The organism is Winogradskyella sp. (genome assembly GCF_003712105.1).
Lineage (GTDB): Bacteria > Bacteroidota > Bacteroidia > Flavobacteriales > Flavobacteriaceae > Winogradskyella.
In genome coordinates this window covers 93698-115198 of the sequence record NZ_RHLG01000001.1, presented here as the reverse complement: position 1 = coordinate 115198, position 21501 = coordinate 93698, and the positions used below count along the sequence as shown (strand labels likewise).

12 protein-coding genes are annotated in these 21501 nt (G+C 34.8%); 7 read left to right on the top strand and 5 right to left on the bottom strand.

Annotated features, from left to right (window positions below; all coding sequences use genetic code 11):
• Positions 1-41: 41 nt before the first annotated feature.
• From ED556_RS00495 to ED556_RS00475, 5 genes are all read right to left on the bottom strand, one after another.
• Positions 42-3011 carry an alpha-amylase family glycosyl hydrolase gene (locus tag ED556_RS00495; RefSeq protein WP_296318574.1) on the bottom strand — a complete coding sequence of 990 codons (2970 nt, stop codon included), beginning with the start codon at positions 3009-3011 and terminating at the stop codon, positions 42-44.
• A 65-nt stretch (positions 3012-3076) separates the two neighbouring features.
• Positions 3077-4540, bottom strand: a complete 1464-nt coding sequence (locus tag ED556_RS00490) for a SusE domain-containing protein (RefSeq protein WP_296318573.1) — start codon at positions 4538-4540, stop codon at positions 3077-3079.
• A gap of 10 nt (positions 4541-4550) precedes the next feature.
• Positions 4551-5642 carry a SusE domain-containing protein gene (locus tag ED556_RS00485; protein ID WP_296318572.1) on the bottom strand — a complete coding sequence of 364 codons (1092 nt, stop codon included), beginning with the start codon at positions 5640-5642 and terminating at the stop codon, positions 4551-4553.
• Positions 5643-5660: 18 nt separating this feature from the next.
• Positions 5661-7265 carry a RagB/SusD family nutrient uptake outer membrane protein gene (locus ED556_RS00480; RefSeq protein WP_296318571.1) on the bottom strand — a complete coding sequence of 535 codons (1605 nt, stop codon included), beginning with the start codon at positions 7263-7265 and terminating at the stop codon, positions 5661-5663.
• A 6-nt stretch (positions 7266-7271) separates the two neighbouring features.
• A complete protein-coding gene (locus ED556_RS00475; protein WP_296318570.1) occupies positions 7272-10184 on the bottom strand; it encodes a SusC/RagA family TonB-linked outer membrane protein in 2913 nt (970 codons plus the stop codon).
• Positions 10185-10459: 275 nt separating this feature from the next.
• Here ED556_RS00475 and ED556_RS00470 point away from each other — a divergent pair, with 275 nt between their 5' ends.
• The 7 genes from ED556_RS00470 (at position 10460) to ED556_RS00440 (ending at position 21499) form a co-directional block, all read left to right on the top strand.
• On the top strand, positions 10460-11500 hold the full coding sequence (locus ED556_RS00470) for a LacI family DNA-binding transcriptional regulator (protein ID WP_296318569.1): 1041 nt from the start codon (positions 10460-10462) through the stop codon (positions 11498-11500).
• 133 nt (positions 11501-11633) lie between these two features.
• Complete coding sequence (locus ED556_RS00465) at positions 11634-12998, top strand: MFS transporter (protein ID WP_296318568.1); 1365 nt, start codon at positions 11634-11636, stop codon at positions 12996-12998.
• On the top strand, positions 12991-13677 hold the full coding sequence (pgmB, locus tag ED556_RS00460; protein ID WP_296318567.1) for a beta-phosphoglucomutase: 687 nt from the start codon (positions 12991-12993) through the stop codon (positions 13675-13677). The genes ED556_RS00465 and pgmB overlap by 8 nt, the downstream gene beginning before the upstream one ends.
• Positions 13678-13703: 26 nt before the next feature.
• Entirely contained in the window at positions 13704-16010 is a 2307-nt protein-coding gene (locus ED556_RS00455) for a glycoside hydrolase family 65 protein (protein WP_296318566.1), read from the top strand.
• Positions 16011-16054: 44 nt separating this feature from the next.
• Complete coding sequence (locus ED556_RS00450; RefSeq protein WP_296318565.1) at positions 16055-18013, top strand: glycoside hydrolase family 13 protein; 1959 nt, start codon at positions 16055-16057, stop codon at positions 18011-18013.
• Between the two features lie 2 nt (positions 18014-18015).
• Positions 18016-18990, top strand: coding sequence for an alpha/beta hydrolase-fold protein (locus tag ED556_RS00445; protein ID WP_296318564.1), 975 nt, complete (start codon positions 18016-18018; stop codon positions 18988-18990).
• Between the two features lie 76 nt (positions 18991-19066).
• Complete coding sequence (locus ED556_RS00440) at positions 19067-21499, top strand: TIM-barrel domain-containing protein (protein WP_296318563.1); 2433 nt, start codon at positions 19067-19069, stop codon at positions 21497-21499.
• Positions 21500-21501: the final 2 nt, after the last annotated feature.

The window sequence follows — 21501 nt, the reverse complement described above, 5'->3', positions numbered from 1 at the left end:
TGTTTGAGAGCTTTTTTATTTAGAATTATTTGTGGTTGAAATTAAAGTTTAATGAGTTTGGTCGTATTTATCTGATTATTTTCTGAAATCGTCTTTACAATATAAATCCCAGGATTTAAATCTTCAATATTAAAGCTTGAATTTCTATTAAAGCTACCGTTAAATGTTTTTACAGTTTTACCCGTAATATCTACAATATTTATATCCGAAACTCTTACGTTTATCATAAATTCAGTAGTTGCAGGATTTGGAAAAATTCTAAACTTATCCAAATCGAAATCAGTAGTACTTAACGCTTGCGCATTCTTATTGCCTAAGACTTTAAATTCTCCTGGAGCAAGATTAATTGTACCTCTACGTTCATCTGGGAAAGTAGTTGCTCCTGTCGGATCCATTAAATCGTACCACGTATCAGTAACACCAGAAGGGAAACTGAACGAAATATCTTGATTTACAACGTCAAAATTTGAAAGTATAATTACATTTCTTAATTCCGTCAGTGGAATGCTAGAATCGAAGATATCAATACGAGGCGTAAAACTTCCAGCATCTGATGTGATCGTATAATCTCCTTCAAAAACTGCTTCATTTATTTTTAATTCATGCAACCTTGCCCAATCATTAAATATCTGTTGTCTTAAGGCAATAGTGCCAGTTGGATTTGCTGTATCATACCACGGCCATTGAGGCTGCGGTTTTGTGTCTAATTTACAATCACCAGCTGTGGCATCGTTTTCGGTATTTACAGTTCCATTAGTACACGTAAAAATAGATTGTTCCATTCCTAAACCACCAAAATGCCATATCATTTTAGGACCAGGCAGCATTACAGATACCGCTCCTAGAGCAGACATACGGCCTAAAGCAGTATCTAAATCGGTGATATCATAGCCATTTAGATTTTTACCAAACTGTAAATTATTGTACATTAATCGCTCTTCATCATGGCTTTCGGGATATCCAATTAATCTAGGCTCACTAAATCCTCTAGATAAGTGTCCTGCTCTATTGATATTTTTATTACCATCTTGTCCCATCGTTAATTCATTGAATTCAGCAGTCATCTTGCCCCACATCATAATGCCTTTTGGAATACCGTCAGCTTCTCCTGTAAGCCTATAATTGGCCCACTGTTGTTCCTCGCCATCTGTACCTAAGTGTTCGAATATCACATAATGTGTTGGATCTAAAGACCATGAATAATCTGCATAATCTTGAAGAATATCCACGCGATCTTGTTGATAAGCATTAGTACAGAAATCATCTCCACCTGTACAATTTTGAGTAAACCCTTTTGTTAAATCCCATCTAAATCCATCAATTTTGAATTCTGTAATCCAATGCTCAATAACACGTTCTACATAATGATTGGTTATTGGGTTCGTATCATCATTTGAACTTGCTCCTGGTGTGTTAGGTAACTCTTCGGTATGACTAAAATCATAACCAACATTAAAACTATGTTGTGCGTTAACATTAAAATAGGGGTTTTCTGTACTTGGGTCGCCCCAACCATTACCATCTGGGTCATTCATCCACATACGTACTAAGGGGTTTCTACCAAAAGCATGATTTAAAGCGATATCTAATATTACGGCAATTCCGTTTTGATGGCATAAGTCAATAAATTCTTTAAACTTATTCTCCGTTCCATAGAATTTATCTAAGGCCATATGAAATGATGTGTTATAACCCCAGCTTTCATTACCTTCAAATTCCATTACTGGCATAAGTTGAATAGCGTTAATGTTTAATTCTTTGAAATAATCAATACGGTCAATTAAGTCTTGATAATTTCTATTACTTTCAAAATCTCTAACTAATACTTCATAGATTATTAAATCCTCCTTTTTGGGTTTGTCAAAATTATCTACCACCCAATTGTATTCTGTTTGGTTGGTCTGCAATACTGTAACTTCTCTTTCTTGCCCATCTGGATAGGTAGGTAAGTTAGGATACGTAGCCGCTGGAATAAATGGGTCATCGAAAGGTGACAATACTAAAGTAGAATATGGATCTGCTGTTTTTACTAAACTTGGAGAACCAGATATTGGTGTTTCGTCAACAACCCAATACTGATAGGTATATACTTCGCCTGGTGTAAGACCAGTTAGTTCAATGAAAAATTTATCCGAATTTGCATTACTGTCCCGCAGCATCGCGTCCGAAAATTTTGGTTGATAACTGTCGTCATTGAAACTACCTGCGACATAAATATAGTCTTTGTTAGGTGCATCTATTACCAAAGTCGCTTTAGTAGGATCTGATGTGTCATAGTTTATGCCTTCTTTAAGACCTGAAGGCATCGCTTGACTTCCTGCATTTGGGTTTAATATTGCAGTAATTGGAATAGATCGTACATCTGGACCAAGTGTAACTTCTAGCGTATATGCTTGATTTTGAGTAATGTTGTTATCTGTATAGGTAAATGATTCACCGTTTTGCGTAGAAATGACACTACCGTTAGCACTTAGAACATATTGAGCCGTACCACAGCTATTAGTGGCTGTAATAGTAAGATTATCACCAGAAGTTAAAAGAACTGTATTTTCGGTTGGAGCAGATAAGTTTACATTAAATGACGAAGCACCAACATCGGCCAAAATGTCTTGAGATTTTTTATCTCCACTACCATCCTGAGCTTTTATTAAAAACCCTAATCTCCCAATATCATTTCTTTGAAAATAACTATCCGGAATTATTGTTTTTCTATATTCATCATTAACTGAATCATATGTAAATATACTCGCAGCATTTGAGCTTGTCCAAGTACCATTAAAAGGTGAGTCTTGAAGATTAGCGAAAGTTAAATCAAAGGACCAAGACCATAGATAAAGTTCATTATTAGTTACGTTCCAAGCACTTTCATCGATAGTTGTACCATCAATAATAATGGTGATTTCTTCATCTTCTTGAAATGTACAAGGCGATATCTCATAGGCAACATTTTGCTGTTGTGAAAATGCCAATACACCAGCAAGAATCGCTATGTAAAAAGTAATCTTTTTCATAAATTAATTTTTAAAATAAAAAGGCTGTTTTACTCAAAACAGCCTTTTAGATGTTAAATCAACAATTAATTTGGGATAAATACATAACTTCCATCTAAGTCATTGAACCATACATCGTATGAACCTGACGGCCCGTTAAATACGAAGTTGTTTCCAGACGTCGCAAAGTTAGATTGTCCCCAAAGTTCGCTTGAGCCTGTATATCTCCACAGACCATTATTCCAATCGTCATTTGGTCTGATTAAGAATTCATCATTATTAGTAAATGTAATATTTGATGCAGACCATAAATGTGGGTTGTTAGGGTCTTGAGTTAAGTCAATTTCGTCTGCATCACCCCAACCACCTATAGCTTGACCAATCAGACCAATTCTATTATAAGTTGGTGCACTAGATGCATCGTAAGATTGCACGGTAAAAGAACCGCCTTCACCTACTGTGGTAAAACTGTATGTGTAATATCCAGCAGATCCAACGCTAAACACACCTGGGTCAGAACCACCGCCTGGATTAACAGCCAATGTAGAACCATCATTAGTTCCCCATTGTGGTTGCCATTGTCCTAATACTTCCAACAATTTAAATGCACCAGCATTAAAATATCCAGTGTAGATATAATTGTTAGGCACATCTTGATTTCTAAAGATTGCAGTATTATTATTGTTGTTATTCCAACCAGGAGTAGTAGCATCGCCCACTAAATATAAGAATGGGAATGTTACAGAATATGGTGTTATACTAACAGTTACACTATCAGAAATACGCTCTAAAGTATTTTCATTAGCATTTGTAGATCGCGCTACAATTCTAATATCAACATCTGCAGCAACATCTGCAGCAGCACCTAATCCTAGAGCAGCAGCATTTAAGTCGGCATGAGTAATGTCTAATGTTGTAATACCATTACTTGTGGTACCTAAAACAACAGGGTTAGCAAAATCTGTTCCGCCAAGTGCGGCTTCAATAGTGTACTCAACAGCATCTGGACCAGTTAATCCTTCATCTTCCCAAGCAACCGTCATTGCAATGTCACCAGAAGTGGCAAGCGATAATACAAAAGTATCATTGGCAGCTGGGCTTGTAATTTCAGCTGGATTCTCAGGGTAAGCAGTAACAAAGAATAACACTGAATTACTTAACGCTGCACCAGCATCAACTCTAACAAAAACAGGGACATCAACTAAATTTGCTGGATTAGCAGAATTAATTGCCATGTTTAAGTCAGTTACGCTTATTGTGAACGAATTAGTAGACGAGTTTCCTAACGTTATAGGGTTAGCAAAATCATCAGTAATTGCCATTTGAATGGTATAAGAAGAGCTTCCTGTAACATCATCATTCCATGTCACAGTAAACGCTGCGTTACTCTGTAAACCAAAGTTTAAAAGTATATTACTAATTCCTGGTTGCAATAATTCAAAAGCAGCATCAGGTTCAGTAATTGTTATAGTCTCTTCATTCTCACAAGCAGTAAAAAGCAAAGCGAAAATGAGTATAAGACCGCTAAATTTGTTAAAGATTAATTTCATAGCTATTTTTTTATAAGTTTAAAGGAATCAGGATATAATCACCTGTAAGGTCATTAAACCAAATGTCATATTCATCTCCTACAATAACAGGTACATTTGCACCTCCGTTAGTGGCTTTACCAGAGAAGGAACTATCACTTCCCCAGCTATCTCCTGTGTTTGTTACAAAGGCTACATCACCAGTAGTAAGCGTAACATTGTTTGCAAACCAAACATGTGAATCTGAAGCTGATAATCTCGTTAAAGCAATTGTACTTGTCGCCGATCCTTGTACTTCTATACTTGTATAGTCTGTTGCACCAGTGGTGTCAAATGCAGCAAATGAGAAATTATTAGAGCTGAAATTTATCGTAAACGTATAAAAACCAGCAGCAGAAATATCAGAACCATTGTTAGGGAAAGTATTTGGATCACTTGTATCACCAGGGTTAACATCGATACTTGAACCATCATTAGTTCCCCATTGTGGTTGCCATAATCCTTTTATTTCTAACACTTTAAACTGACCTGGGTTGAAAAAGCCAGTATATGTATATAAGTTAGGGTTGTCTCCATCTCTAAATAATGCAGGGTTGTTATTGTTATTATTCCAATCAGCTGCTGTTGCATTACCTACTAGGAAAAAATCCATAAACGGATAGTTAAAGAAAGGCGTTACTTGAAAACTTATAACATTTGAAGCAACCGGTAAACCGTTTTGTGTTCCTAAAGAAGAAATCACTCTTGCATAAATAGTACTAGAGACAAATGGTGGTAATCCAGCATTACCTGCAGCTGAGTTTAACTCGCCTACTGACAATGTTATAGAATTATTACCAACTATAGAACTTGCTACTATTGGATTTGTAAAAGCATTATCCGAAGAAAGCTCTAAATCATATCTTTCTGCAGCAGGTTGTCCATAATCTGCAACTGTCCAGCTAAATGTAACAGCTGGGTTATTCGTATTTACAGCATCTAATTGTATATCCGAGATAGCTAATTCCGCTAGGTTAATCGGACTTGTCTCAGCAACTGTAAAAATTTCCGAATCATCCTCACATCCTGTAAATAAAAACAGAACGAATAGTGAAGATAATAGAAGTGATATTTTATTTTTCATATTCATGTTGTGTTAAAATTAGTACCCAGGATTTTGAGTAAGGTTAGGGTTAGATGATAAACTCAAACTTGGAATCGGGAAAATGTTAAAGTTAGACGGAATTGATATTCCATTACTTCCATTTCCTTTCCATGCCCAGTTATAGTTACCACCAGTATATCTATTGTAACGAATTAAATCTTGACGTCTATGTGCTTCCCAATGTAACTCTCTAGATCTTTCATCTAAGACAAAGTCTAATGTTAATTCTGCAGATGAGATAAGATTTGGATTATTAGCTCTCGTTCTTAAATCATTTACTAAATCTACAGCAGTGTTTAATGCACCACCACCACCTCTTAGGTGTGCTTCAGCATACATTAAATGTACATCTGCAAGTCTAAATAATGGGAAATCTGTATCAACAAATGTTTGATCAACACCAAATCCTCCAGTAGATGTCGCATTAGAATATTTTTGAATGATAAAACCAGTATCTCTATCAGAAATATCTACGATATCTATTGGTCTATTGTTAGTAATTAAAGTATTTCTATCATCTAAGGCAAATAAACCACCATCGAATAAATCAGCAAATTGTCTGCGTACTCTTAGAGCGCCACCCCAACCACCTGGAGTAACACCAACTTCTGCACCATTGACTTCTAAACTACCCACAGAACCATTAATAGCAACTGTTGTAGGACCAAAGTTTTGCGTAGTATTACCATCAGTAACAAGTGGGAAAATAATTTCGCTAGTAGCAGAATTAGTATTGTTGTCTGCCATAAAATTTTCTAGATATGATGTTGCTAATGAATAACCAGAGTTTAAAAGCGTCTGGCATTGTGTAATACAATCTGCATATCTGTTTTGTCCAATATAAACTTCGGCATTTAGATATAGTTTTGCTAATATCATTGCAGCAACACCTTTATCAGCGCGTCCATATTCGTTTTGGTTAGCATCTATTAAATCACTATTTATTGCAATAAGCTCGTCTTCAATAAACTGAAATAATTCGGCTCTGTTTGCAACTGGTAAAACGGCATTAATTGGATCTGCTTCTGTTCCGAAATTTGCTTTTCCAAATAAGTCCATCATATAGTAATAAGACATTGCTCTTAATAATCTTGCTTCTGCTCTAAAAGCAACGATCTCATCTCTTGTACTTTGCGAAACACCTCTGCTATCTAACTTTTCGTCAGTAGTTTCTCTTAAGAAGTTGTTTGCAAACGCTATCGTTAAGTGTGTTCTACTAAACATTCCAAGAATTAATGGATTTTGAGCAGTCCATATATTTCGCTGTATTTCGCGGGTTCCTGGATCATTTTCATAAGACCAAATCATTTGATCTGCAGATAATGTTTGCATGTAAAGTAATACGCGACCAAACTGACTAGTTCCTGCATCAATACCAGCAATATTTGAACTTCCTGGGCCATTAGTTCCAGTTAAAGTTAAATTTGCGTAAACACCAGCTAATAGTTGACGATATGCGGCTTCGTCAGCAAAAGCATCATCTGTTAGTAAAGTGTCATCATCGTTCGGTGTGATGTTCAGGTCATCAGTACATGAAACCATAAACAACACAGCAAATAAGAAGACACTAACTTTCTTTAATTGTTTTAATTTTCTTTTCATAGTTTTTTAAAATTTAAAGTTAGCTCCCACTAAAAAGTTTCTAGATCTTGGGAAAATAGTATTATCAATACCACTTTCACCAACTTCAGGGTCAAGACCAGAATAGTCTGTAATTACAAATACATTTTGTACACCACCCCAAATTCTTATACTTTTTACAAATTTCGATAAATCGGAAAAAGTATAACCTAGCGTAATATTATCCATTCTTAAGAACGATGCATTTTCAATGTATAAATCTGAAATAATCACATCTGATGTTCTTTGGAAATTAGTATCAAACACTGAAGAAGGAATGTTACCTAATACAGCATTATCTTGTAATAATTCTAATTGTGCTCTAGAAGAGTTAACGTTGTTGTAAACATATCCACCCAAACTAGCTCTCATATTGAAAGAAAAGTCAAAGCCTTTATACTCAAGATTCGATTGAAAACCGAATATAGCATTTGCCCCAGGGTTTTCTTTTATGTATCTATCATCGTCATTAATGATATTATCACCATTTAAATCTGCAAAAGCACCCTCAATAGGGTTACCAGCAGCATCAAAAAGCTGTTTAAATACGTAGAAGGAATTAGGAGCTTCACCTTCACGATGTAATTGAATAAAGTTACCAGTACCTCCAGAAATACCACCAGTAGTTATATCTTGTCCAAATGCTAATTCTGTAATTTCTCTATCTAACAACGTTGTATTGAAATTAAGATTCCAATTCAAATTGTCATTACGGATAACATCAGCATTAAGACTAAATTCTAAACCTTGTATTCTTAAATTACCAATATTTTGAACGATATTATTTGTAAAGTTACTTCCATCAGGAACATTCGCTCCAAATAATAAATCTTCAGAATCTTTTTGGAACACACCTAATGTACCATTTATTCTATTATCGAAAAGACCGTAATCTACACCAAATTCTATGGTTCTAGTTTCTTCCCATTTTAAATCTGGGTTAATAGCTGCTGGTTGTAAAGTCTGAACAGGTTGGTTACCAAACTGGAAAATTGATCCTGGATTACCAAGGTTTACTCGGCTTAAAAAGATATCTCTAGGGCCTATATCTTGTTGTCCATTCCATCCCACACTAGCTCTTAATTTTAAATTAGATATAGTGTTAGAATCTTTTAAGAAATCTTCATCACTTACACGCCATGCCAATGCAGCTCCACCAAAATCACCAAATTGGTTGTCTTCGCTAAAACGAGACGTACCATCGCGTCTATAGTTAAGTGTTAACAAATATTTATCTAAAAATCCTATGTTAGCACGGCCAAAGAAACCAACTAATACAACATCCGGATCGGCAAATGTATCACCAAAACTCTGTGGGTCTTGAAGGTTTCCTGTAAAACCACCATCGTTAGTAAATACTTGGTAAGAGTAACCAGCAGTTACATCGTAGTTAATTTTGTCATTACCATTACTATAAAGGAAGTAACCGTCAAAAGAGCGGTTAACACGTTGTTGATTGCTAAATGATGTTTCACCTGTTATTACGTCTTGTGTAGCAAATGTTGCTTCAACTGAAGTCGAAGATTCAGTATAGTCGTAACCTAAGTTAACAACAGCCTTTAACTCTGGTAAAAAGTGAAATTTGTAGTCTAAATTAATATTACCAAATGTTCTATTAACATCTCCAAGGTTGACTCTATTAGCAAGGTTAAATACTGGGTTGGTAGTACCATTTTGTATCAATCCACTGCCATCAACATGCTGGTAAAAACCACCAAAATTTGGATTACCATCCATAACTGGTTGTGTTGGGTCGTAGCGTAAAGCTGCACCTATTTGACCTCGGTCAGCGAATCTATTATCTGCATAGGCTAAATTAGCATTTACACTAACCTTTAAGTGATCGTCAAAAAACGTTGGATTCAACGCTAGTGATAAATTACGTCTTTCGGTTAACGAAGTAATTAAAGTTCCTTCTTGTCTAGTTACACCAAAAGAGAAACGTGTCGGTATTCTCTTAAATAATTGACCTCTAAGTGTTACATTGTGTATAGCAGATACGGTTTCTCTATAGATTTCATCTTGCCAGTCTGTACTAGCATTGCCAAGTAAACTTGTGTCTAAAGTAGTTCCGTTGATAGGCTGAGAGTTTACTAAATTTCTGAACGCATCAGCAGATAAAACATCAATTGTATTATCTATTTCACCAAATGTATATTGTGTGTCAATTTCTGCACTAAAGGTATCACGACCCTTTTTAGTAACAATGATGATTACACCATTAGACCCACGAGAACCATAAATCGCCGTTGCAGACGCATCCTTCAATACTGAAAATGATTCAATGTCATTAGGGTTAATTGTAGATAATACTCCACGTGAACCACCTACAATATCATTAGTAATAGGTAGGCCATCAATTACAATAAGTGGGTCATTAGACGCATTAATAGATGAACCACCACGAATTCTTATGGTCGCACCAGATCCTGGTGCACCTCCATCAGTCGTGATATTTACACCAGCAACTCGACCACTTAATAAATTGTCTGGAGTTACAATATTACCTCTTGTAAAATCTTTTGCAGTTACAGATTCTACAGAACCTGTCGCATCTTTTACAGTAGTAGTACCATAACCAATCAGTACAATTTCATCGAGTTGGGCAGCGTCTTCAAGCATAACTACATCAATAGTAGCTTGACCATTGTATGTAATTTCTTGTGTTACAAAACCAACATAAGAAAAAACGACAACATCGCCATTATTCAAATCAATAGAGAACTTACCGTCAAAATCTGATGATGTACCAGTAGTTGTTCCTTTGACAATTACATTTACACCAGGTAGCGGTAATGAGCTAGAACCATCTGTTACTGTTCCTGAAACTGTAGTTTGTCCAAGCAAGGTTGCGGGAACTAGAAACACACATAACAAAATGGCATTAAAAAGTGTCTTCATAAAATATTTTTAAGTTAATTGTATTAGTTATTTTCAACTAAAATTTTTACTTCTCGGGTTAAATCTATGTAAAATTAAGGTGCGATTTACGTTAACACTTTTTAAGAATGTTTCGAAAACGTTTTCGTGTTAAAAACTTTTTAATAAAAATGGATTTTTAACATTTATAGCCCTAAAAATAAGGATATATCAGTAGTTAGTGTCTTAAATTATGAAGTTGTTATCTTGAGCAAAATGTTATATTTACTAAAATATCCTAATTAACCAATTATTTTATGAAAAGAAAGGTTACTCTAAAGCAAATTGCAAAAGAGTTAGATGTGTCAATTTCGACGGTTTCTAAAGCATTACGAAATAGCGTTGAAATTAGCGAAGACACAAAGCAAAAAGTTCAGGCTTTCGCAAAACTCTATAACTATAAACCAAATAATATTGCGTTAAGTCTTAAAAATAGGAAAACCAATACTATAGGGATTATAATACCAGAGATTGTTCATCACTTTTTTTCAAAAGTAATTAGAGGTGTTGAGCTTGTAGCAAACCAACGAGGGTACAATGTTATTGTGGGTTTGTCTAACGAATCCTTTGATAAGGAAGTTATTAATATGGATATGTTGGCTAACGGCAGTATAGACGGGTTTATCATTTCATTATCTAAAGAAACCTTGCAACTACAGGATTATCATCATTTTAATGAAACAATAAATCAAGGTATGCCAATCGTAATGTTTGATAGAGTAGTTAACGAAATTCAATGCGATAAAGTTATAGTTGATGATTTTGAAGGGGCTAAAAACGCAGTAGAAAAACTCATTCAAAACAATTGCGAAAATATAGCCTTAATAACTACTAAAGATTATGTAAGTGTTGGTAGACTCAGAACCCAGGGTTATTTGGAAGCTCTAAAAAATCATAATAAAGATTTAAAATCCGAGTTGATCCTTAAGCTGGATGATAACATTGATTATGAAGATAATCTCGATGCTTTAGAGAACGAAATAGAATCGTTGTTTAAATCTTCAAAAGAGATTGACGGTATTTTTGCCGTTAACGAGCTTTATGCATTAACAGCAATGCGTGTTGCTACACGACTAAATTATAAAATCCCGGATGATATTCAGGTCATTGGTTTTACAGACGGAGTATTGTCTAAACATGCTACTCCTAGTTTGTCAACTGTAAGTCAGCATGCCCAGCTAATGGGCGAAAAAGCAGCAGCTTTACTAATAGATAAACTTGAAAATGACGAAGATGAAGAAAGCTTCCAAACTCAGATAATTGCATCCGAACTTGTTGAGCGCGAATCAACAATGTAATGTTAACAGATTTGGCGGTTTAATATTCTTTTATAACTTTGTAGCCTATCAAAACTAAATTTTTACTTCTCAATTAAAATATGTTTTGATAAGAAAAGCTTATCAGAATAGTATTAACTAAATCATACTATTTATGAAAAAGCGTCGGTTAAGTTTCTGGGAAATATGGAACATGAGTTTCGGTTTTCTAGGAATTCAGATGGGTTTTGCTCTACAGAATGCTAATGCTAGTCGAATTTTACAAACATTTGGTGCGGATGTCCACGAACTTTCATGGTTTTGGATTATTGCGCCATTAATGGGTTTAATAGTTCAGCCAATAATTGGTCATTACAGTGATAATACTTGGACAAGATTAGGTCGTAGAAGACCCTATTTTTTGGCCGGAGCTATTTTGGCATCTATTGGATTAGTTTTAATGCCTCAGGCAGATTTATTTATTGCAGTTCTCCCTGCATTATGGGTAGGTGCTGGAATGCTGATGATAATGGATGCGTCGTTCAACATCGCTATGGAACCTTTCAGGGCTTTAGTAGGAGATAATTTAAGAGACGACCAAAAAACAGTAGGATTTAGTATTCAAACTGTCTTAATTGGAATTGGTGCTGTAGTTGGTTCATGGCTACCATATGCTTTGACGAATTGGTTTGGAGTTTCCGACCAATCTGATGGAGCTGTACCAACAAGTCTTATCCTTTCTTTTATAATAGGCGCGGTAATTCTTATAGTATCCATTCTTATTACGGTATTTACGACTAAAGAATACTCACCAGAAGAACTTGATCAGTTTGCAGATGAAAAAGCTCATCTCAAGGCTATAGAGGTCGACGAGGAAAAATCTGGATTATCTTCAATCTTTAGAGATTTTAAAAATATGCCAACGACTATGCGACAGCTGGCATGGGTTCAATTTTTCTCTTGGTTTGGTCTTTTTGGGATGTGGGTTTTTACCACGCCTGCAATAGCACAACATATCTATGGTTTAGCTTCAGATGATACACACTCACAGCTATTTAATGATGCAGGTGATTGGGTAGGTATTATTTTTGGTGTTTACAATTTAGTTTCTGCTATAATGGCTTTCTTTTTACCAACTATAGCAAACAAGATTGGTAGAAAACAAACACATTCAATAGCATTAATTATTGGAGGATTAGGACTAATTTCTGTTTATTTTGCTGGCGATAAATACTTCTTAATTGGTTCAATGATAGCCGTTGGAGTCGCTTGGGCTAGTATTCTCTCTATGCCCTATGCTATGCTAGCTGGAGCTATACATCCAAAGAAGATGGGAGTTTACATGGGTATTTTTAACTTTTTTATTGTTATTCCGCAGATTATTAACGCATTAATTGGCGGACCAATCGTAAAGTATGTTTACGATGGGAAGGCTGTATTTGCTCTTGTAATAGCAGGAGTTTCATTTTTAATTGCAGCTGCTTTAGCAATGAAAGTAAATGATATCTCAGAAGTAAAACAAGTTAAAGCAGATGAATAAAAAAGGATTCATATTCGACCTTGATGGTGTAGTTGTAGATACAGCAAAGTATCACTTTTTAGCTTGGCGACAATTGGCAAATTCTTTAGGTATAGATTTTACAGAGGAAGAAAACGAACAACTAAAAGGCGTTAGCAGAGTACGCTCATTGGAAAAAATACTAGAATGGGGAAACAAAACACTTTCTCAAGATGAGTTTACGAGTTTAATGGCTACTAAAAATGAAGAGTATTTAAGCCACATCAATAAAATGGATGCTAATGAGGTGCTTCCTGATGTTTTAAAAGTTCTAAACTTTTTAGAAGAACGACAACAAGGTATCTCTTTGGGTTCGGCTAGTAAAAATGCAAGGCCAATATTAGAAAGAGTAGAATTACTAAATAAGTTCCATGCTATTGTTGATGGTAATGATGTCTCTGAAGCCAAACCAAACCCAGAAGTATTTTTAAAAGGTGCCGAACTTTTAGATATGGAGCCACATAATTGTGTGGTATTTGAAGACTCAGTAGCAGGAGTTCAAGCTGCTAATCGTGCCAATATGATATCTATTGGTATTGGAGAAAAACACGTGCTGCACGAAGCAGATTATATTTTTAAAGATTTTACCGAGATGTCTACCCAGTTTATAGATGAAATAATTTCAGGTAAAATTTCTAAAGTCAATCAAATAATACAGTAGTATACTGTTTTCAAAAAATTGAATTAATGAATAACAAATATATACAACCCAACCCTTGGTCTATAATCGAACAAGGTTTTGATGCTTCAAGAGTAAAATCTTCCGAAAGCCTAATGAGCTTAGGTAATGGAGCTATGGGTCAACGCGCAAATTTTGAAGAAACATACACTGGAGACACATTTCAAGGTAGTTACATAGCTGGAGTTTATTATCCAGATAAGACAAGAGTTGGATGGTGGAAAAATGGATATCCAGAATATTTTGCCAAAGTATTAAATGCCCCTAATTGGATAGGAATTAATGTTGAAGTTAATGGTGAACAATTAGATCTAGCAAATTGCAAAGCAATCAAAAACTTTCGAAGAGAACTCAACATGAAAGAAGGCTGGTTGTCTCGTAGTTTTGATGCTACATTAGACAACGATACAACTGTAAAAGTCGAAACTAAACGTTTTCTAAGTTTGGAAATTGATGAGGTTGGAGCTATTGAGTATAATGTAACACCTACAAATGGTGACGCAACAATTGTGTTTCATCCATATTTAGATAACGGCATTACCAATGAAGACTCTAACTGGGATGATAAGTTTTGGGATATTTTAAGTGTTGAGTATGTTGATAATCAGGCTTTCATTGTTTCGCGCACCATGAAAACCGATTTTTATGTATGTACTTACATGCAAACAGAATTGTCACTCAATTCTGAAACTGTTAATCTTCAGCCTGAAGTAGATGCTTTCAAAGACAAGATATCTTTTAGTTACGCTCAAAACGTAGCCAAAAACCAAACCTATACAATTACCAAGTATGGTGGATACAATTCAGACAGAAACCACCACAGAAACAATTTAATTAATATAGCAAAGAAAACCTTATCGCATGTTTCTAATTTAGGTTTTCAAGCATTATTAAACCAACAAAAATTAGCTTGGGCAGATATCTGGAATATGTCAGATATCACAATTAATGGAGATGTTGAAGCACAACAAGGTATTCGCTTTAATATTTTCCAACTTAACCAGACGTATTTAGGTAAAGATGCACGTTTAAATATTGGTCCAAAAGGATTTACTGGCGAGAAATATGGCGGTAGTACCTATTGGGATACCGAAGCCTATTGTTTGCCATTTTACATGGCTACCAAAAACCAAGAGGTTGCAAAAAGCTTACTCGAATATCGTTATAATCACTTAGATAAGGCCATAAAAAATGCAGAAAAATTAGGTTTTACTAATGGAGCTGCGCTGTATCCTATGGTTACTATGAATGGCGAAGAATGCCATAACGAATGGGAGATTACCTTTGAAGAGATTCATAGAAATGGGGCCATAGCTTTTGCAATATTTAATTACCATCGCTTCACTAATGATTATAGCTATACTGTAGAAAAAGGATTAGAAGTACTTATAGGTATAGCACGTTTTTGGCATCAGCGTTCTAATTTTTCAGCAGATAAAAATCAGTATGTAATATTAGGTGTCACTGGTCCAAACGAGTACGAGAACAACGTTAATAATAATTGGTACACAAATTACATCGCTAAATGGTGTATTGATTATGCGATAGAAAACATAGATAAAGTTAGAGCAGACTACGCTAGTGATTATGATAGAATCATGACTAAAGTAGACCTCTCAACTGACGAAATTAAAAAATGGAAAGCTGTTTCTGGAAACATGTATTTTCCATTTGATGAAAAGCGAAACGTCTACTTACAGCAAGATGGCTTTTTAGATAAAGAACTGATTACCGTGTCAGATTTACCAAAATCTCAAAGACCAATTAATCAAAAATGGTCTTGGGATAAAATATTACGTTCACCATACATTAAGCAAGCAGATACATTACAAGGATTTTATTTTTTCGAAGATCAATTCACTCTAGATGAACTTGAACGACATTTTGATTTTTACGAGCCTTTTACGGTTCACGAAAGTTCTTTGTCTCCATGTGTACATAGTATTCAAGCTGCAAAATTGAACCGTATGGATCAAGCCTATGAGTTCTATTTAAGAACTTCAAGATTAGATTTAGACGACTATAATCATGAAGTTGAAGAAGGATTACATATTACATCAATGGCTGGTACTTGGATGAGTATTGTTGAAGGTTTTGGTGGTATGAGAGTCGTTGACAACAAGCTGTCTTTTGAACCTAAAATACCAAAGCAATGGGAGTCGTTTTCTTTTAAAGTAAACTTTAGAAATCAAATTCTCAGAGTTAATGCATGTATTGGTCATACACACTTTGAATTAGAAGGTGATGATGACCTAGAGATTATAGTAAATGGAGAATTAGTGAAAATTACACCAAATAATCTAGTTACTGTTTAAGATAAGTCCGATTCATTTTTTAGACATCTATAAATAAATGTATTATGAAAACATGTAAGCTTATACTATTGTTTTTTGCATTAAGTCTTATGGCTTCATGTAATAATAATAAAGAGGATAATACAACTGATAATACTTCTTATGAAGTTGTAGATAGAAATGATATCCAGCGTATTGAGCCACCTCATTGGTGGGTAGGTTTTAAAAGTGATAGTCTTCAACTTTTAGTACATCATATTGATATAGCTAATTATGAACCTTCAGTATCTAATAAGAGTATATCAATAAAAAACGTTTCAAAGGGAAATAATAGTAATAACTATCTTTTTATTGATTTAGACATTTCTAAGGCTAAAGCAGGAAAATTCAATATAAAATTTAGTAATGAAGAAGACGAACTAATTGCCACATACAGTCTAGAAGATAGGCTTAAACCAGCAGAAGACTATATCGGTTTTAGCAGTAGTGATGCTATTTACTTAATAACACCAGATCGCTTTGTTAATGGAAACGAAATTAACGATGTACCGTTAGGTGCCGAAGGTCAAGCGTTTATGCTAGAAAAAACAATTGATCGTAGTAATGACTATGCAAGACACGGTGGAGATATTCAAGGTGTTATAAATCATATTGATTATATCAAAGACATGGGTTTTACAGCCATTTGGCCACAGCCCATGCTTACTAATGATATGTACGAAGGCTCATATCACGGTTATGCTGTAACAGACTTATATCAAATAGACCCTAGATTCGGTACTCTAGATGAGTATAAAACATTATCAAAAAAACTTCGTGAAAATAATATGAAGTTAGTAATGGATCAGGTAGCTAATCATTGTGGATTGCAGCACTGGTGGATGAAAGACCTACCATTTAAGGATTGGGTAAATCACCAAGATAACTTTGAGTATAATATTGATAATTGGGATTGGAAAGTAACAAAACGCTCTAATCATAGAAGAACTACTAATCAAGATACTTACGCCTCTCAAGCCGATAAAAAGGGTAATAACGAAGGTTGGTTTGTTGCAACCATGCCAGACTTAAACCAACGTAATCCGTACATGGCAAAGTACATTATTCAGAATAGTATTTGGTGGATAGAAACAGCCCAATTAGGTGGTATTCGTCAAGATACATATCCTTATCCAGATAAAGACTTTATGAGTGATTGGGCTGGTGCTATTATGACTGAGTATCCAAACTTTAGTATTGTAGGAGAAGAATGGAGTTATAATCCTTTACTTATTGGTTACTGGCAAGAAGGTGCTAAGAATAAAGATGGCTACGATTCTAACCTAAAATCAACTATGGATTTTGCCATGCAACAGAAAGTAGTTGATGGTATAAAGGAAGAAGAATCTTGGGATAAAGGTTTGGTGAAAATATACGAAGGTTTGGCCAACGATTTTCATTACCCAAGTCCTAAAGATATTATGGTATTTCCTGATAATCACGACATGAGTCGCATTTTCACTCAAATGGATGGTGACGAAGCTAATACCAAAATGGCATTAGCAACTTACGCTACCATGCCAAGGATAGTTCAAATGTATTATGGCACAGAAATATTAATGAACGATTTTGATAAACCAGGTGATCATGGTCTGATTCGTACAGATTTCCCAGGTGGTTGGCAAGGTGATACCGTAAATGCATTCACCGGAGAAGGACTCACAGACGCTCAAAAGGAGATGCAAAATTTTGTAAAGCAGCTTTTTAATTATAGAAAAAATAGTAAAGCCATCCATGATGGTAAAACGGTTCATTTTGCACCTTTTGCAGGAACATATTTTCTATACCGAACATTTGAAGATGAAACGGTAGTTTTAATTTTAAATAAAAATGAAGAGCCTATTGCTATCGATTTAAATTATCAATCAGAAATGGGATTGAAAGGTAAAACCCTTAAAAATATTATTACTGGCGAATCTAAATTGTGGGGCGATGTTATAGAGCTTAAAGAAAAAGGAGTAACACTATTAACTACAAAACTATAAAAGTGAAAAATCTGTTGTATATACTCTTAATTGTAATTGTTGCAGTTTCTTGTAAGGATAAAAAGGAAGTTGGTTTAAATGATAATACTTCAGATGATGTTTCAACATTGCTTCAGTTTAAAGCAGTTGATAGTGCAAAATTATATGCAGGAAAGTTAGTGCGGATAGACAGCTTTCCATCAAAATTCATTACGCCAAGACCTGTTGATATTTGGTTGCCAGAAAACTATTCAAAAGATAAGAAGTACAGTGTGTTGTATATGCATGATGGGCAAATGTTATTCGATAGTACAACGACATGGAATAAACAAGAATGGAAAGTTGACGAATGGGCAAGTCAATTAATGAATGAGAAAAAGGTAAAAGAATTTATAGTAGTAGCCATTCATAATATTCCTCAAATCCGTTGGCAAGATTTATTTCCAGAAAAGGCATTTGAATTTATGGAAGCAACTGCCAAAGATTCTTTAAAAGACATTAGCGGTAGAACTAACTTTAAACTTAATGGTGATAACTATCTAAAATTTATTACCGAAGAATTAAAACCAAATATAGACTCAAACTATTCTGTTTACACTGATAAGGAACATACTTTCGTTATGGGTTCTAGCATGGGTGGCTTAATGTCCATGTATGCCATATCTGAATATCCTGATGTTTTTGGTGGTGCTGGTTGTATCTCAACACATTGGCCGGGTGCCATGCCTAAGGAAGACAATCCTTTTCCTGATGCAATTTTTGGTTATATGAAAGAAAATTTACCCGTAGCAGGAATACATAAGCTGTATTTTGACTACGGAAACAAAACTTTAGACCAACATTACCCACAATATGCATCTAGAGTTGACGACATATTAAAAGCAAAAGGATATACTGACGAAAATTCTAAGAACTTGTTTTTTGAAGGCACAGACCATTCAGAAAATTCATGGAATAGTCGTCTAGATATTCCACTATTATTTTTAATGAATAAGTAAACTAACTAGTTTGTTATTCAGCACTGTCTCACTGAAAGTAATCGAAGTGTGATGCGCAATCTATTTTACAGACAATATGAAACATATCATTTTTGGCATATTAACCTTATTTGTAACCATTCAAATTGGTGCGCAAAATAAAAATCGTATTTACAAATCGCATAATGAAGAGAATGGCTTATTGACTGTAGTTACAAATGATGGTGATTATAATTTTCAGTTCTACTCCGAGGATGTGGTTGAAACTTCTTTTATTCCAAAAGGTGAAAACCTAAAACCTGAAAGTCATGCTGTAATCATGACTCCACAGAATGTAAAAACGACCTATGATTACAGTGGAAATAAAATAACTTATAGCAGTGATGCAATTGCTGTTACCATAACTACTCAACCTTTCCGGATTTCATACAGTTATAAAGGTAAAGAAATGATATCTGAAAAACGTGGCTATTTTAAAAGTGCTCACCAACCAATGGAAATGGTAAAGGGTAACATAGTTGCTGATGAAACAGAGAAGATTGAGTTCAACCTTACTAAAGAAGAAGCTTTATATGGTGGTGGCGCAAGAGCTTTAGGTATGAACCGTCGTGGAAACCGTTTGCCATTATTTAATAGAGCACATTACGGTTATGAGTCTGAATCAAAACTTATGAATTACACTATGCCAATTGTAATGTCATCAAATAAGTATATGATTCATTTTGATAATGCTCCAATTGGCTATTTAGATTTTGATAGCAAAAATGATAATACCTTAACCTACGAAACAATTTCAGGTCGTAAAACCTATCAAATCATAGCTGGAGAGTCTTGGTACGACATTATTGGAAATTATACAAAACTAACTGGCAAACAACCAATGTTACCGCGTTGGGCTTTAGGTAATTTTTCAAGCCGATTTGGTTACCATTCTCAGAAAGAAACTATTGAAACCATTAATAAATTTCAAGAAGAAGACATACCTGTAGACGCTATAATCTTAGATTTGTATTGGTTTGGTAAGGAAGTAAAAGGTACAATGGGTAATCTAAAATTCTTTCGAGATTCTTTTCCAAACCCAGAGCAAATGATTAAGGATTTACAGTCCAAAAATGTGGAGACTATTTTAATCACTGAACCATTTGTATTGACCACATCAAATCGCTGGAACGAAGCCGTTAACAAAAATATCCTTGCTAAAGATTCTTTAGGTAATCCTGCTAGATATGATTTTTATTTTGGCAATACAGGAATTATAGACATATACAGTGATAATGGTAATAGATGGTTCAAGGATATTTATAAAGACTTATCGCAAAAAGGAGTAACTGGTTTTTGGGGCGATTTAGGTGAACCAGAAGTGCACCCAGATTGGGTGCAACATGCCACGGGTTCATCAGGAGAAGTACATAATATTTATGGCCATGATTGGGCAAAATTAGTATACGAGTCGAGTTTAGAATCAAATCCAAATCTAAGACCATTTATCTTAATGCGTGCCGGATATTCAGGTTCACAACGTTACGGAATGGTACCATGGTCTGGCGATGTTAATCGTACTTGGGGTGGCTTACAATCACAACCAGAAATAGCTCTACAAATGGGTATGCAAGGGGTTAGTTTCATGCACAGTGATTTAGGTGGATTTGCAGGAGCAAACCTTGATGATGAGCTATATGCACGTTGGTTACAATATGGTGTTTTTCAACCTATTTTTAGACCTCATGCACAAGAAGATGTACCTAGCGAGCCTGTTTTTAGAAGTGATAAAGCAAAGAATTTTGCCCGTTATGCTATAGAAATGCGTTACCGTATGTTGCCATATAACTATAACCTAATGTATCAAAATCATAAGTATGGCAAACCGCTAATGCGACCTTTATTTTTCGAAGAACCAGATAACTCAAAACTATTTGACTATTCAGAAACCTATTTATGGGGCAATGATATTTTGGTTGCACCAGTTTTAGAAGCTGGTAAAACAGAGCAAAATGTGTACTTCCCAAGTACATCTAATTGGTTTAATATAGAAACCGATGAAATTATAGAAGGTGGTCAAACCAAATCCGTAGCTACACATCCAGCGTATATTCCAACTTATGTAAGAGCAGGTGCATTTATTCCACTTGCAAAGTCTATGCAATCTACCAAGGATTATGATGATAGTAATTTTCAACTTCAATACTATCATAGTGATGAGGTTTTAAAATCTGAACGTCAGTTCTATTCTGATGACGGAAAAACTGTAGATGCTATCGAAAAAGGAAAATTTCAAATTTTAGAATTTGAAGCTGAAATTAAAAGACGCAGGATAGACATAGCATTTGAAGCAGAAACAGGGAGAAATTATTCTGCTGAAACAAAAACAATTGAATTGACCTTACATAACATTCAAAAAGAACCAAAGCGTATAAAAGTTGGAAAAAAGAACGTCAAAGGAAAGTACAATTCAAAGTATAAAACATTAACGCTGAATGTGGTTTGGGATACTTCAAAAAAACAGAACATTCGAGTTAAATTCAGTAAATAATT